The sequence below is a fragment of the Pseudomonas sp. 2FG genome (assembly GCF_005502935.1).
In the GTDB taxonomy this organism is placed as follows: Bacteria; Pseudomonadota; Gammaproteobacteria; order Pseudomonadales; family Pseudomonadaceae; genus Aquipseudomonas.
Window position 1 is genome coordinate 1 of sequence record NZ_SCMP01000032.1, and the last position, 14309, is coordinate 14309.

At 64.7% G+C, this 14309-nt stretch carries 12 protein-coding genes and 2 pseudogenes; 12 read left to right on the plus strand and 2 right to left on the minus strand.

Going from position 1 to position 14309, the window contains the following annotated elements; genetic code table 11:
• Together FFS13_RS19480 and FFS13_RS19485 are read right to left on the minus strand one after the other, a co-directional pair.
• A pseudogene (locus FFS13_RS19480) lies at positions 1-284 on the minus strand (amino acid ABC transporter permease); the annotation flags it as partial.
• 133 nt (positions 285-417) lie between these two features.
• Positions 418-1212: a transporter substrate-binding domain-containing protein gene (locus tag FFS13_RS19485; protein WP_137820709.1), complete on the minus strand. Its 795-nt coding sequence runs from the start codon at positions 1210-1212 to the stop codon at positions 418-420.
• 529 nt (positions 1213-1741) lie between these two features.
• Between FFS13_RS19485 and hutU the strand changes: the two genes are divergently transcribed.
• The 12 genes and pseudogenes from hutU to FFS13_RS19545 form a co-directional block, all read left to right on the plus strand.
• A complete protein-coding gene (gene hutU, locus FFS13_RS19490) occupies positions 1742-3427 on the plus strand; it encodes a urocanate hydratase (protein ID WP_137820710.1) in 1686 nt (561 codons plus the stop codon).
• Between the two features lie 2 nt (positions 3428-3429).
• On the plus strand, positions 3430-4962 hold the full coding sequence (hutH, locus tag FFS13_RS19495; protein WP_137820711.1) for a histidine ammonia-lyase: 1533 nt from the start codon (positions 3430-3432) through the stop codon (positions 4960-4962).
• A gap of 83 nt (positions 4963-5045) precedes the next feature.
• Entirely contained in the window at positions 5046-6014 is a 969-nt protein-coding gene (locus FFS13_RS19500) for an ABC transporter substrate-binding protein (protein WP_137820712.1), read from the plus strand.
• 147 nt (positions 6015-6161) lie between these two features.
• The gene (locus FFS13_RS19505) at positions 6162-7013 is read left to right on the plus strand and encodes a proline/glycine betaine ABC transporter permease (RefSeq protein ID WP_137820713.1); all 852 of its coding nucleotides are present in this window, start codon (positions 6162-6164) and stop codon (positions 7011-7013) included.
• Positions 7010-7825 carry a glycine betaine/L-proline ABC transporter ATP-binding protein gene (locus FFS13_RS19510; RefSeq protein WP_137820714.1) on the plus strand — a complete coding sequence of 272 codons (816 nt, stop codon included), beginning with the start codon at positions 7010-7012 and terminating at the stop codon, positions 7823-7825. The genes FFS13_RS19505 and FFS13_RS19510 overlap by 4 nt, the downstream gene beginning before the upstream one ends.
• An 11-nt stretch (positions 7826-7836) precedes the next feature.
• On the plus strand, positions 7837-9369 hold the full coding sequence (gene hutH / locus FFS13_RS19515) for a histidine ammonia-lyase (protein ID WP_137820715.1): 1533 nt from the start codon (positions 7837-7839) through the stop codon (positions 9367-9369).
• Positions 9366-10574, plus strand: a complete 1209-nt coding sequence (hutI, locus tag FFS13_RS19520; protein WP_137820716.1) for an imidazolonepropionase — start codon at positions 9366-9368, stop codon at positions 10572-10574. The genes hutH (FFS13_RS19515) and hutI overlap by 4 nt, the downstream gene beginning before the upstream one ends.
• 7 nt (positions 10575-10581) lie before the next feature.
• Positions 10582-11397, plus strand: coding sequence for an N-formylglutamate deformylase (hutG, locus tag FFS13_RS19525; protein ID WP_137820720.1), 816 nt, complete (start codon positions 10582-10584; stop codon positions 11395-11397).
• Between the two features lie 178 nt (positions 11398-11575).
• Entirely contained in the window at positions 11576-12547 is a 972-nt protein-coding gene (gene pip, locus FFS13_RS19530) for a prolyl aminopeptidase (RefSeq protein ID WP_137820717.1), read from the plus strand.
• A complete protein-coding gene (dtd, locus tag FFS13_RS19535; RefSeq protein ID WP_137820718.1) occupies positions 12544-12981 on the plus strand; it encodes a D-aminoacyl-tRNA deacylase in 438 nt (145 codons plus the stop codon). Before pip ends, dtd begins: the two co-directional genes overlap by 4 nt.
• 162 nt (positions 12982-13143) lie before the next feature.
• Positions 13144-13938, plus strand: coding sequence for a transporter substrate-binding domain-containing protein (locus tag FFS13_RS19540; RefSeq protein ID WP_137820719.1), 795 nt, complete (start codon positions 13144-13146; stop codon positions 13936-13938).
• A gap of 87 nt (positions 13939-14025) precedes the next feature.
• Positions 14026-14309 (plus strand): annotated as a pseudogene (locus FFS13_RS19545) (amino acid ABC transporter permease); the annotation flags it as partial.

Genomic DNA, 14309 nt, shown 5'->3' on the forward strand with positions numbered 1-14309 from the left:
ACCAGCAGGCTGTCCTTGGCCACCTCGAGCAACTGCTTGCCACCGGCGCTGTCGAGCAGGGTCACACGGGCCCGCTCGCCGTCCTGGTCGACCGCCTCGACCCGGGCAAGGTCTGCGGCCCGCTGGGCCTGCTCGGCCTGATAGACGAAGTACTGCGGCACCCGATTCCAGCGCCACTCGTAGGAGATCAGCGAAGTCGAGTACCAAAGGCTGGCGGCGAGCGTGACCAGGATCAGGCCGGTCAAGGCATGCCAGGGCCATGGCGAAGACCTTTGCAAGCCCAGCCTGCGGGGACGGCCCGTCAGCACCTGCCAGGGCCAGAGGAGTCTTTTTTGCGTATTCATAGGGAAATCTCGATCGCGGGCTTCAGGCCGCAAGCAACAGGGTCACATCGCATCCAGTCGCTTGCGGTGGTTTTTATTCCATCTCTTTGAGCCAATCGGAGCTCTTGAACCATTTGGCATGGATACGATCGTAGGTGCCGTCTTCCCGGGCCTGGCTGAGGAAATTGTTGATCCAGTTGAGGCTGTCGTAGTCGCCCCGCTTCAGGCCGAAGGCCAGCGGCTCGTAGGTGAAGGGTTGCTCCAGGTACACCAGCTTGCCGGCGCCGGCCTTGTTCACGGCCACCGCGTTATAGGGTGCGTCGTAGATAAAGGCGTCGGCCTTGCCGTTGACCACGTCGAGCAGCGCTTCCTGTTCGTTGTCGAAGCCGTGGTACTGGGCCTTGGCGATCAGCTTCTTGCTGACCATCTCGCCGGTGGTGCCGATCTTCGAGGTGATGCGGTACTGCGGATCGTTGAGGTCCTTGTAGGACTTGACCTTGCCTTCCAGCTCCTTGCGGATCAGCAGGGTCTGGCCGACCACTATGAAGGGGGCGGAGAAGTTGATGCGCAGGTTGCGCTCCTGGGTTAGGGTCATGCCGGAGCCGATCAGGTCGAACTTGTCGGTCAGCAGCGCCGGGATGATGCCGTCATAGGAGGTGGAGACCAGCTCCAGCTTCACCCCGGCCGCCTTGGCCATGGCTTTCAGCAGATCGACCTCGAAACCGATGATCTCGCCGCGCTTGTTGGTCATCTCGAACGGCATATAGGTCGGGTCCATGCCGACCCGCAGGGTGCCGCTGGTGACCGCGTTGTCGATGGCGCCGGCATTGGCGCCGAGACCGGTCAGGGTGCAGGCGGAAAACAGCAGTGTCGCGAGAAGCTTTCTCATAGTTATCTCTACTCGTGGGGACTGGGATTGGCGAGGCATGACATTCAATGAGCACACCTGTATAGACATGATAGGCAAAAGACGGGCCAGCGCCGCCGAACGGGTCGCAGCCCGGGATTTGCGCCGACCTGGGCTCCGCCCAGGGTTCTTCGTTCAACTCGCGAGGCCGCTTGGCGGTTACATAGGGTTACATCACGGTGGGAAATTTATCCCCGTCACCCTCCCGCCGTCGGAATACCCCTGTACAGGCGGGCTGTGGGGGCGCAGCCTGGATTTGGCCAGGCCAGCCTGACCCGGCCAATCACCCGGCGGAGACCCGCAGTCGCGGCAGATCAGGGTCCGGCGGTGCGGATGCATGACGGCAAGAGCAGGTGCCTAAACGCAGCGCAACTGAGTCGCCACAGGCGGCGCACAAGCGGCTAAAATTTCTCTTGATGGATGTTGTATATACATGATTACATGTATGCGTGCCCTGTCGTGGCAAACCAACAAAACAGGCTGACGACGGCCTTTTCCTGGAGGACTTCTGGTGAGCAAGCCAACCCATTTCCGTGATGTCGAAATTCGCGCCCCGCGCGGTACCCAGCTCAGCGCCAAGAGCTGGATGACCGAGGCGCCGCTGCGCATGCTGATGAACAACCTGGACCCGGAAGTGGCGGAGAACCCCAAGGAGCTGGTGGTGTATGGCGGCATCGGCCGCGCCGCGCGCAACTGGGAGTGCTACGACCAGATAGTCGCGAGCCTGAAGGAACTGAATGACGACGAGACCCTGCTGGTGCAGTCGGGCAAGCCGGTCGGCGTGTTCAAGACCCACAGCAATGCCCCGCGGGTGCTGATCGCCAACTCCAACCTGGTGCCGCATTGGGCGACCTGGGAGCACTTCAACGAGTTGGATGCCAAGGGCCTGGCCATGTACGGCCAGATGACCGCCGGCAGCTGGATCTACATCGGCAGCCAGGGCATAGTCCAGGGCACCTATGAGACCTTCGTCGAAGCCGGCCGCCAGCATTACAACGGCAGCCTCAAGGGCCGTTGGGTACTCACCGCCGGCCTCGGTGGCATGGGCGGCGCCCAGCCGCTGGCGGCCACCCTCGCCGGCGCCTGCTCGCTGAACATCGAGTGCCAGCAGAGCCGTATCGATTTCCGCCTGAAGACCCGTTACGTCGACGAGCAGGCCAGCGACCTCGACGACGCCCTGGCGCGCATCGCCAAGTACTGCGCCGCCGGCCAGGCGATCTCCATCGCCCTCTGCGGCAACGCCGCGGAAATCCTCCCGGAACTGGTGCGTCGCGGCGTGCGCCCGGACCTGGTCACCGACCAGACCAGCGCCCACGACCCGCTCAACGGTTATCTGCCCCAGGGCTGGACCTGGGACGAGTACCGGGCCAAGGCACAGTTGCAGCCGGCCGCGGTGGTCAAGGCCGCCAAGCAGTCCATGGCGGTGCATGTGCAGGCCATGCTGGACTTCCAGCAGATGGGCGTGCCGACCTTCGACTACGGCAACAACATCCGCCAGATGGCCAAGGAAGAGGGCGTCGCCAATGCCTTCGACTTCCCCGGCTTCGTCCCGGCCTATATCCGCCCACTGTTCTGCCGCGGCATCGGCCCGTTCCGCTGGGCCGCCTTGTCCGGCGACCCGCAGGACATCTACAAGACCGACGCCAAGGTCAAGGAACTGATCGCCGACGACGAGCACCTGCACCGCTGGCTGGACATGGCCCGCGAGCGCATCAGCTTCCAGGGCCTGCCGGCACGCATCTGCTGGGTCGGCCTGGGCCTGCGCGCCAAGCTCGGTCTGGCCTTCAACGAAATGGTCCGCAGCGGCGAGTTGTCCGCGCCCATAGTCATAGGCCGCGACCACCTCGACTCCGGCTCGGTGGCCAGCCCCAACCGCGAGACCGAAGCCATGCGCGACGGTTCCGACGCGGTGTCCGACTGGCCGCTGCTGAACGCCCTGCTGAACACCGCCAGCGGCGCGACCTGGGTCTCGCTGCACCACGGTGGCGGGGTCGGCATGGGCTTCTCCCAGCACTCGGGGATGGTCATAGTCGCCGACGGCACGGATGAGGCCGCCGCGCGCATCGCCCGCGTGCTGCACAACGACCCGGCCACCGGGGTAATGCGCCACGCCGATGCCGGTTATGAAATAGCCATCGACTGCGCCCGCGAGCAGGGCCTCAACCTGCCGATGATCAACTCGGTTAAAGGAGCCTAAATATGAACACGCTGAACCTATTGCCCGGCCAACTGACGCTGGCCCAACTGCGCCTTATCCATCAGGGTCCGGTGAAAATCACCCTGGATCACAGCGCCGCGGATGCCATCGAGCGCAGCGTGGCCTGTGTCGAGCAGATCCTGGCTGAAGGTCGCACGGCTTACGGCATCAACACCGGTTTCGGCCTGCTGGCGCAGACCCGCATCGCCACCGAGGACCTGGAAAACCTGCAGCGTTCCCTGGTGCTGTCCCATGCCGCCGGTGTCGGCCAGCCCATCAGTGACGCCCTGGTTCGACTGGTCATGGTGCTCAAGGTCAACAGCCTGGCCCGCGGCTTCTCCGGCATCCGCCGCAAGGTGATCGACGCGCTGATCGCGATGATCAACGCCGAGGTCTACCCGCATATTCCGCTCAAGGGCTCGGTGGGTGCCTCCGGCGACTTGGCACCGCTGGCGCATATGTCGCTGGTGCTGCTCGGCGAGGGCCAGGCGCGTTATCGCGGCGAGTGGCTGCCGGCCACCGAGGCGCTGGCCAAGGCCGGGCTCGAGCCGCTGACCCTGGCGGCCAAGGAGGGCCTGGCGCTGCTCAACGGCACCCAGGTCTCCACCGCCTACGCCCTGAGCGGCCTGTTCGCCGCCGAGGACCTGTTCGCCGCGGCGACCGTCTGTGGCGGCCTGAGCGTCGAGGCCATGCTCGGCTCGCGGGCGCCCTTCGATCCGCGCATCCACGCGGCCCGTGGCCAGCGCGGGCAGATCGATGCCGCCGCGGCCTACCGCGATCTGCTCACGGCCAGCAGCGAAATCTCCCAGTCCCACGCGGACTGCGACAAGGTCCAGGACCCCTATTCCCTGCGCTGCCAGCCGCAGGTGATGGGCGCCTGCCTGACGCAGATCCGTCAGGCCGCCGAAGTCTTGAGCGTCGAGGCCAACGCGGTGTCGGACAACCCGCTGGTGTTCGCCGCCGAGGGCGATGTGATCTCCGGCGGCAACTTCCACGCCGAGCCGGTGGCCATGGCCGCCGACAACCTGGCCCTGGCCATCGCCGAGATCGGCTCGCTGAGCGAGCGGCGCATCTCGCTGATGATGGACAAGCACATGTCGCAGCTGCCGCCGTTCCTGGTGGCCAATGGCGGCGTCAACTCCGGCTTTATGATCGCCCAGGTCACCGCCGCCGCCCTGGCCAGCGAGAACAAGGCGCTGGCCCACCCGCACAGCGTCGACAGCCTGCCGACCTCGGCCAACCAGGAAGACCATGTGTCGATGGCGCCGGCTGCCGGCAAACGCCTGTGGGAGATGGCCGACAACGTACGCGGCATTCTCGCCGTGGAGTGGCTGGGCGCCTGCCAGGGCCTGGATTTCCGCGAAGGCCGCAAGACCTCGCCGAAGCTGGAACAGGCGCGCCAGGCGCTGCGCGAGCGGGTGTCCCACTACCAGCAGGACCGCTTCTTCGCCCCGGATATCGAGGCGGCCAGCCAGTTGCTGGCGTCCCGCTGCCTGAACGGGCTGGTGTCGGCCCGGCTGCTGCCGAGCCTCTAAGCAGGCGCCCCGGCGTGACCCAATTGCCGTACGCGGCCACTTGTACCACCACAACCCTGTTCACTGTTTAGGAGCGTCCGATAATGAAATACAAGAAGACCCTGCTGACCTCGCTGCTCTCCCTCGGCCTGCTGGCTGGTAGTGTTTCGAGTCAGGCCGCTGGTTGGTGCGAGTCCGGCAAGCCGGTGAAATTCGCCGGGCTCAACTGGGAGAGCGGCATGCTGCTCACCGACGTGTTGCAGATCGTTCTCAAGGAAGGCTACGGCTGTGAAACCGACAGCCTGCCGGGTAACTCCATCACCATGGAGAACGCCTTGAGCAGCAACGACATTCAAGTGTTCGCCGAGGAGTGGGTGGGCCGTAGCGAGGTCTGGAACAAGGCCGCGTCTGCCGGCAAGGTCGTGGGTGTCGGCGCGCCGATCGTCGGCGCGGTCGAAGGCTGGTACGTGCCGCGTTATGTGGTCGAAGGCGATGCCAAGCGCAAGCTCGAAGCCAAGGCCCCGAGCCTCAAGGCGATTACCGACCTGGCGCAGTACACCGAAGTATTCCGCGACCCGGAAGAGCCCGCTAAAGGCCGCTTCTACAATTGCCCGGCCGGCTGGACCTGCGAGCTGGACAACAGCGCGATGCTGAAAAGCTACGGCCTGGAAGACAAGTTCACCAACTTCCGCCCAGGCACCGGCCCGGCACTGGATGCCGCAGTTCTGTCGAGCTACAAGCGTGGCGAGCCTATTCTGTTCTATTACTGGTCGCCGACGCCGCTGATGGGCCAGGTCGATCTGGTCAAGCTGGAAGAGAAGCCTGGCGTCGACAAGACCATCACCATCAAGGTCGGCCTGTCCAAGGACTTCCATGAGCAGGCGCCGGAGCTGGTTGCGGTACTGGAGAAGGTCAATCTGCCGATCGACCTGCTGAACCAGAACCTGGCACGGATGGCCAAGGAGCGTATCGACTCGCCTAAGCTGGCCAAGGCCTTCCTCAAGGAACACCCGGAAGTCTGGCACGCCTGGGTTAGCGAAGATGCTGCGAAGAAGATCGACGCAACGCTGTAACCCCCCTCTCCCTCCGGGAGAGGGTTGGGGTGAGGGGAACAGCGAGCCGACATAAGCCCGCCGCTTCCCTCATCCGACCCTTCGGGCCACCTTCTCCCGGAGGGAGAAGGGACGTAACAGCGTGAGCCATTTAACCGAGGTCAACCTATGTTCCCCGAACGCTTCACTTTCTCCATCGCCGACTGGGTCAATGGCTGGGTCGATGATCTGGTGACCAATTACGGCGATGTGTTCCGGCACATTTCCGACACCCTGCTGTGGGCCATCGTCAACCTCGAAGGCCTGCTCCGCGCAACCCCCTGGTGGCTGATGCTGGCGATTGTCGCTGGTATCGCCTGGCACGCCACGCGGCGTGCGCTGCCGACCCTGGTGATCGTCGGCCTGCTGTTCCTGGTCGGTGCAGTGGGGCTCTGGGACAAATTGATGCAGACCCTGGCGCTGATGCTGGTGGCGACCCTGATCTCGGTCCTGATCGGCATTCCGCTGGGCATTCTGTCCGCCCGGAGCAACCGTTTGCGTGCGGTGCTGATGCCGCTCCTGGACATCATGCAGACCATGCCCAGCTTCGTGTATCTGATCCCGGTGCTGATGCTGTTCGGCCTGGGCAAGGTTCCGGCGATTTTCGCCACTGTGATCTATGCCGCGCCGCCGCTGATCCGCCTGACCGACCTGGGCATCCGCCAGGTCGACCGCGAGGTGATGGAAGCGGTCAACGCCTTTGGTGCCAACCGCTGGCAACAACTGTTCGGCGTGCAGCTGCCGCTGGCGATGCCGAGCATCATGGCCGGTATCAACCAGACCACCATGATGGCCCTGTCGATGGTGGTGATCGCCTCGATGATCGGTGCCCGCGGCCTTGGCGAGGATGTACTGATCGGCATCCAGACCCTCAACGTCGGACGCGGCCTCGAAGCCGGTCTGGCCATCGTCATCCTGGCTGTGGTCATCGACCGCATCACCCAGGCCTACGGCCGTTCGCGGCACGAGGTGAGTAAATGAGCAAGATCGTCGTCAAGAACGTCTTCAAGATCTTCGGTGCCCGCCCGGATGCCGCGCTGGCAATGATCCAGCAGGGCAAGAGCAAGGATCAGGTGCTCGCCGAGACCGACTGCGTGGTCGGGGTCAACGATTTGTCGCTGAGCATCGGCGCCGGCGAAATCTTCGTCATCATGGGCCTGTCCGGTTCGGGCAAGTCGACCCTGGTGCGTCACTTCAACCGCCTGATCGATCCGACCAGCGGTGAAATCCTGGTCGATGGCGAGGACATCCTGCGTTACGACATGGAGGCGCTGCGCAACTTCCGTCGGCGCAAGATCAGCATGGTGTTCCAGAGCTTCGGCCTGCTGCCGCATAAAACCGTGCTGGATAACGTGGCCTACGGTCTCAAGGTTCGTGGCGAGACCAAGGTACATTGCGCCGAGCGCGCGCTGCACTGGATCAACACCGTCGGCCTCAAGGGTTATGAAAAATCCTATCCGCACCAGCTCTCCGGTGGCATGCGCCAGCGGGTGGGTCTGGCCCGCGCACTGGCGGCGGACACCGACATCATCCTCATGGACGAAGCCTTCAGCGCCCTCGACCCGTTGATCCGCGCGGAGATGCAAGACCAGTTGCTCGAACTGCAGAAGTCGCTGCACAAGACCATCGTCTTCATCACCCACGACCTCGACGAAGCCGTGCGCATCGGCAACCGCATCGCCATCCTCAAGGACGGCCGGCTGATCCAGGTCGGTACCCCGAAAGAAATCCTCTACCAGCCCGCCGACGAGTACGTCGATCGTTTCGTCCAGCGCCGCGTGGCCACAATCTAAAGGAGCGTTTGATGTCGTCTGCTGAAAAAGTCGTCCTCGGTAATGGCCCGCTGCGCTGGCAGGACGTGGTCGCGGTCGCCCGTTACGGTGCCCAGCTCGAGCTGTCGCCTTCGGCCTGGGCACGGATCGACAACGCCCGCGGCATAGTCGAACGCATAGTCGCCAGTGGTGAGCGCGCCTACGGCATCAATACCGGGCTTGGGGCGCTGTGCAACGTCGCTTTGCAGGGCGAGCAGCTCGCCCTGCTGTCACGTAACACATTGCTCAGCCATGCCTGCGGCGTGGGTGCGCCACTGGCGGATGAACAGACCCGGGCGATCATCTGCGCCGCGATCACCAACTACAGCCACGGCAAGTCCGGCTTGCAGCGGCGGGTGGTCGAAGCACTGCTGGCCCTGCTCAATCGCGGCATCACCCCGCGCGTGCCGGCGCAGGGCTCGGTGGGTTACCTGACGCATATGGCGCACGTCGGCATCAGCCTGCTCGGCGTCGGTGAGGTGAGCTATCGCGGCCAGATAGTGCCGGCCAGTCAGGCGCTCGCGGCCGAGGGGCTGGCCCCGGTGCAACTGGGTGCCAAGGATGGGCTCTGCCTGGTCAATGGCACGCCGTGCATGACCGGCTTGAGCTGCCTGGCCCTGGCCGACGCGACACGCCTGACACAGTGGGCCGACGTGATCGGCGCCATGAGCTTCGAGGCCCTGCGTGGGCAGATCGCCGCCTTCGATGCCGAGATCATCGCGCTGAAACCGCACCCGGGCATGCAACGGGTCGGCGGCAACCTGCGCGCCCTGCTCGAAGGCAGCGAGGTCATCGCCAGTAGTAAAGGCATCCGCACCCAGGACGCCTTGAGCATTCGCTCGATTCCGCAGGTGCATGGCGCCTGCCGCGATCAACTGAGCCATGCTGCGCTGCAGATCGAGACCGAACTCAACTCGGTCACCGACAACCCACTGGTGCTGGGTACGCCGGACGACTACCGGGTAGTCTCGCAGGCCAACCCCCATGGCGAGTCGGTAGCGATGGCGGCCGACCTGCTGGCGATTGCCGTGGCGGAAATCGGCGGCATCGCCGAGCGCCGCCTGGATCGCCTGATCAACCCGCTGGTCAGTGGCTTGCCGGCGTTCCTGGTCAGCCAGCCGGGCGTCAACTCGGGGATGATGATAGTGCAGTACGTGGCGGCTGCGCTCTGCGCTGAAAATCGTCAGGTGGCCCATCCGGCGGTGGTCGACAACTTCGTCACCTCCGGGCTGCAGGAGGATCACCTGAGCCTGGGAACCGGCGCCGCCTTGAAGCTGCACCGGGTGCTGGACAACTGCACGCAGATTCTCGCCATCGAGTACCTGCTGGCCGCCCAGGCCTTCGAGTTCCTCAAGAGCCAACGTTTTGGCGTAGGCACCGATTGCGCCTGGAGCTTGCTGCGCCAACGGGTGCCGGCCTATGACCAGGATCGCTGGCTGGCGCCGGATATCGCCAGCACCGCCGCGCTGTTGCGCGACGATGCCGCATTGGGCGCGCTCGGCACCAGCATTGGAGGCCTGCAATGAAAAAACTCTGGCACCGCTGTCACGCCGCGACCATGGTCGGCGGGCGTTACTCGATCATCGAGGATGCGGCGCTGGTCACGCGCGCAGAGCGCATCGAATGGATAGGCCCGCGCGCCGAGCTGCCGGCCGGCGACTATGCCGAGACCATCGACCTCGGCGGCGCCTGGGTCACCCCCGGGCTGATCGACTGTCACACCCACACGGTGTTTGGCGGTAACCGCAGCGGCGAGTTCGAGCAGCGCCTCGAAGGCGTCAGCTATGCCGAGATCGCCGCGGCCGGTGGCGGCATCGCCAGCACCGTGCGCGCCACCCGGGCGGCCAGCGCGGACGAGCTGCTGGCCAGTGCCAGCCAGCGCCTGCGCAGCCTGCTGCGGGACGGCGTGACCACGGTGGAGATCAAGTCCGGCTACGGCCTCGACCTGGCCAGCGAACGCAAGATGTTGCGGGTGATCCGTCGTCTCGGCGAGACCTTGCCGCTCACCGTGCGCAGCACCTGCCTGGCGGCCCATGCGCTGCCGCCGGAATATGCCGAGCGCGCCGACGACTACATAGCGCATATCTGCGCCGAGATGCTCCCGGCCCTGGCGGCGGAAGGGCTGGTCGATGCGGTCGATGCCTTCTGCGAGTACCTGGCGTTCTCGCCGGCGCAGGTCGAGCGGGTGTTTATCGCCGCCCGCGCGCTGGGCCTGCCGGTCAAGCTGCATGCCGAGCAACTGTCGTCCCTCGGCGGCTCCAGCCTGGCGGCACGCTATCGGGCGCTGTCGGCCGATCATCTGGAGTTCATGACCGAGGACGACGCCCAGGCCATGGCAGCCGCCGGCACAGTGGCCGTGCTGCTGCCCGGCGCCTTCTACTTCCTGCGCGAGACCCAGCTGCCGCCCATGCAGGCGCTGCGCCGGCACGGCGTGGCCATCGCCATCGCCAGCGACCTCAACCCCGGCACCTCGCCGGCGCTGTCGGTGCGGCTGATGTTGAACATGGCCTGCACGCTGTTTCGCCTGACCCCGGAGGAGGCGCTGGCCGGCGTCACCCTGCACGCCGCCCGCGCGCTGGGGCTAGAGGCGAGTCACGGCTCGCTGGAGGTCGGCAAGGTCGCCGACTTCGTTGCCTGGGATATCGCCCGGCCGGCGGAACTGTCCTACTGGCTCGGCGGCGAGCTACCCAAACGCGTGGTCCGCCATGGCGAGGAGCTTATAAATGTCTGACTTGGCGATGTCTGAGCTCAACCATGCTGTCGAATTCCGCCGTGGCCGCGTGCCGCTGCTGATCAGCATGCCGCATCCCGGCACGCGCCTGACCCCGGCCGTCGAGGCGGGCCTGGTGGCGCAGGCCCGCAGCCTGCCGGACACCGACTGGCATATCCCCCGGCTCTACGACTTCGCCGCCGAACTCGGCGCCAGCACCCTGGCGGCCGGCTATTCGCGCTACGTGGTCGACCTCAATCGACCGGCCGATGACAAACCGCTCTATGCCACGGCCACCACCGGTCTCTACCCCTCGACCCTGTTCGATGGCGAGCCGCTGTACCGCGCCGGCCGGGAGCCGAGCGCCGAGGAACGAGCGCGTTACCTGGCCGCAGTCTGGACGCCCTATCACCAGACCCTTGCCGATGAGCTGGCGCGGTTGCAGCGCGAGTTCGGCTACGCCCTGTTGTTCGATGCGCACTCGATCCGCTCGCTGGTGCCGCACCTGTTCGACGGCCGCCTGCCGGACTTCAACCTCGGCACCAACGCCGGCGCCAGTTGTGATCCGCTGCTCGCCGAGCGCCTGCAAGCCGCCTGCGCTGCGGCACCGGCCTATAGCCACGTGCTTAATGGGCGTTTCAAGGGCGGCCATATCACCCGCCATTACGGCCAACCGGAAAACCATATCCATGCGGTGCAACTGGAGCTGGCGCAGAGCACCTACATGAACGAGAGCGAACCCTTCGCCTACCGGGAAGACCTCGCCGCGCCGACCCAGGCGCTGATTCGCCAGCTGTTGCAGGCGATGCTCGACTGGGGCCGTGAACATTACGGGCGAGGCTAGGAGTCCGGTCGGACCTCTCTCTTTCTGAATAGCTGCGTAGGCTGGGCGAAAATCAGCAACGGCGGCAGGCTAAATAGCCGTGCCGACATGCTGAACTCCCTTTTCATGGTTATGATGCCCGACAGAGCATCAGAGCGGCGCCCAACAGGGACCGTAGGCAAAAACACGGGAGCGCACCATGCAGACCTTGTATCCGGAGATTAAGCCCCATGCCCGCCACGAGTTGGCCGTGGAGGCGCCGCATGTACTCTACCTTGACGAGAGCGGCTCGCCGGATGGTTTGCCCGTCGTCTTTATCCACGGCGGCCCGGGTGCCGGTTGCGACGCGCTGAGCCGCCGGTTCTTCGATCCCAACCTGTATCGCATCATCACCTTCGATCAGCGCGGTTGTGGCCGTTCCACCCCGCACGCCAGCCTGGAGAACAACAGCACCTGGCATCTGGTGGAGGATCTGGAGCGCATCCGCGAGCACCTGGGCATCGACAAGTGGGTGCTGTTCGGCGGCTCCTGGGGCTCGACTCTGTCGCTGGCCTACGCGCAGACCCATCCCGAGCGTGTGCATGCCTTGATCCTGCGCGGCATCTTTCTCTGCCGCCCGCAGGAGATTCACTGGTTCTACCAGGAGGGCGCCAGCCGGCTGTTCCCGGATTACTGGCAGGATTACCTGGCGCCGATTCCGCTGGAAGAACGCGGCGAGCTGGTGCAGGCCTTCTACAAGCGCCTGAGTGGCCCGGATCAGATTGCCCAGATGCATGCGGCCAAGGCCTGGTCGACCTGGGAAGGACGCACGGCGACGCTGCGGCCCAATCCGCAGGTGGTCGATCGCTTCTCCGAACCGCAGCGCGCGTTGTCGATTGCGCGGATCGAGTGCCACTACTTCATCAACAATTCTTTCCTCGAGCCGGATCAACTGATCCGCGACATGCCGAAGATCGCCCATCTGCCGGGCATCATCGTGCATGGCCGTTACGACGTGGTCTGCCCCTTGGACAACGCCTGGGAGCTGCACCAGGCCTGGCCGAACAGCGAGCTGCAGGTGATCCGCGACGCCGGCCATGCGGCCTCCGAGCCGGGCATCACCGATGCGTTGGTGCGCGCGGCCAACCAGATCGCCCGCCGTCTGCTCAACCTGCCACCTGAAGAAGCATGAAGGGGCTGATTCAACGCGTGCGCGGCGCGCGGGTCGAAGTGGCGGGCGAGATAGTCGGCGCCATCGATCAGGGCCTGCTGGTGCTGGTCGGAGTCGAGCCGCAGGACACCCAGGCGAGTACCGACAAACTGCTGCACAAGTTGCTCAACTACCGGGTGTTCGGCGACGCCGAAGGCAAGATGAACCTGTCGCTCAGCAATATCGGCGGCGGTTTGCTGCTGGTTTCGCAATTCACCCTGGCCGCCGACACCAACAGTGGCCTGCGCCCAAGCTTTTCCACTGCGGCAGCACCGGCGCAAGGCGCGGCCTTGTTCGATTACCTGGTCACCCAGGCGCGGCACAAGCATCCGCAGGTCGCGACCGGGCAATTCGGTGCGGATATGCAGGTGCATCTGGTCAACGATGGGCCGGTGACTTTTCTGCTGGAAACCTGAAACTGTGGCTAACCTGAAGCAGGGCAGCTCGCTGGCCTGCCTTTTGCGCTATCCAGTTTCGACAGCCAGACTCGCCAGCCACGCCTGCGGCGGTTAGCATGCGCCCCAAGGCCTGCGGGCCAGGCATCACCCCAGACAATCTGCCAATTGCTAGGAGAGCGAATGAAAAAGTTTCTCGCGACACTGCTGTTTTCCGCCTGCGCCCTGACCGGCCTCGGCGCCAATGCCGGCGCCATCGATGACGCGGTGAAGAGCGGCACCTTGCGGGTCGGCATGGACCCGACCTACATGCCGTTCGAGATGACCAACAAGCGCGGCGAGATCGTCGGCTTCGAGGTCGATCTGTTGAAGAACATGGCGAAAGCCATGGGCGTCAAACTGGAGCTGGTCTCCACCGGCTACGACGGGATCATCCCGGCGCTGTTGACCAACAAGTTCGACATGATCGGCAGCGGCATGACCCTGACCCAGGAGCGCAACCTGCGCCTGAACTTTTCCGAGCCCTTCATCGTGGTCGGCCAGACCCTGCTGATCCGCAAGGAGCTGGAAGGCAAGGTCAAGTCCTACAAGGACCTCAACGATCCGCAGTACCGCATCACCTCGAAGATCGGCACCACCGGCGAGATGGTCGCCAAGAAGCTGATCAGCCAGGCCAAGTACAACGGCTTCGACAACGAGCAGGAAGCGGTAATGGACGTGGTCAACGGCAAGGCCGATGCCTTCATCTACGACGCCCCCTACAACGTGGTGGCGGTGAACAAGGCCGGCGCCGGCAAGCTGGTGTACCTGCCCGAGCCCTTCACCTACGAGCCGCTGGCGTTTGGTCTGAAGAAGGGCGATTACGACAGCCTCAACTGGATCAACAACTACCTGCACCAGATTCGTGAAGACGGCACCTACGAGCGTATCCATGCCAAGTGGTTCAAGAACACGGCCTGGCTGAAAGACATGGAGTAAGCCGGTTCGGCTACTCGCTACACCCCAACGCGCAGGTTCGCCCTGCGCGTTGGTCATTACGGAACACTCTTTTCGTGGAACAAGCTCGTGGCTAAACGGAAAAAACCACTGTGGCCCTGGCATGTACTGACCGGGCTGATTCTAATCGGTCTGGCGTGCAGCCTCTGGTACGCCACCTCCCTGATTTCCTACGAGTGGCGCTGGAGCCGGGTGCCGCAGTACTTTGCCTACCAGGCCGAGCTGCCGCAACGGGCCGCCGACCTTGCCCGGGTCGAGGCGGTCGACCAGGACGGCGAGCGGGCCCGTGTGACCCTGCTCGACAGCGCCGGTGGCAAGCAGTTGCTCGAGGTGGCCAAGGACAGCCTGCTGGT

Bases quoted from the DNA above. Each gene is read 5' to 3' on its own strand.
- hutI (WP_137820716.1), top strand. From the start codon at position 9,366: ATGAAAAAACTCTGGCACCGCTGTCACGCCGCGACCATGGTCGGCGGG.
- FFS13_RS19540 (WP_137820719.1), top strand. From the start codon at position 13,144: ATGAAAAAGTTTCTCGCGACACTGCTGTTTTCCGCCTGCGCCCTGACC.
- FFS13_RS19500 (WP_137820712.1), top strand. From the start codon at position 5,046: ATGAAATACAAGAAGACCCTGCTGACCTCGCTGCTCTCCCTCGGCCTG.
- pip (WP_137820717.1), top strand. From the start codon at position 11,576: ATGCAGACCTTGTATCCGGAGATTAAGCCCCATGCCCGCCACGAGTTG.
- hutH (WP_137820711.1), top strand. From the start codon at position 3,430: ATGAACACGCTGAACCTATTGCCCGGCCAACTGACGCTGGCCCAACTG.
- dtd (WP_137820718.1), top strand. From the start codon at position 12,544: ATGAAGGGGCTGATTCAACGCGTGCGCGGCGCGCGGGTCGAAGTGGCG.
- FFS13_RS19505 (WP_137820713.1), top strand. From the start codon at position 6,162: ATGTTCCCCGAACGCTTCACTTTCTCCATCGCCGACTGGGTCAATGGC.
- hutH (WP_137820715.1), top strand. From the start codon at position 7,837: ATGTCGTCTGCTGAAAAAGTCGTCCTCGGTAATGGCCCGCTGCGCTGG.
- FFS13_RS19485 (WP_137820709.1), bottom strand. From the start codon at position 1,212: ATGAGAAAGCTTCTCGCGACACTGCTGTTTTCCGCCTGCACCCTGACC.
- FFS13_RS19510 (WP_137820714.1), top strand. From the start codon at position 7,010: ATGAGCAAGATCGTCGTCAAGAACGTCTTCAAGATCTTCGGTGCCCGC.
- hutG (WP_137820720.1), top strand. From the start codon at position 10,582: ATGTCTGAGCTCAACCATGCTGTCGAATTCCGCCGTGGCCGCGTGCCG.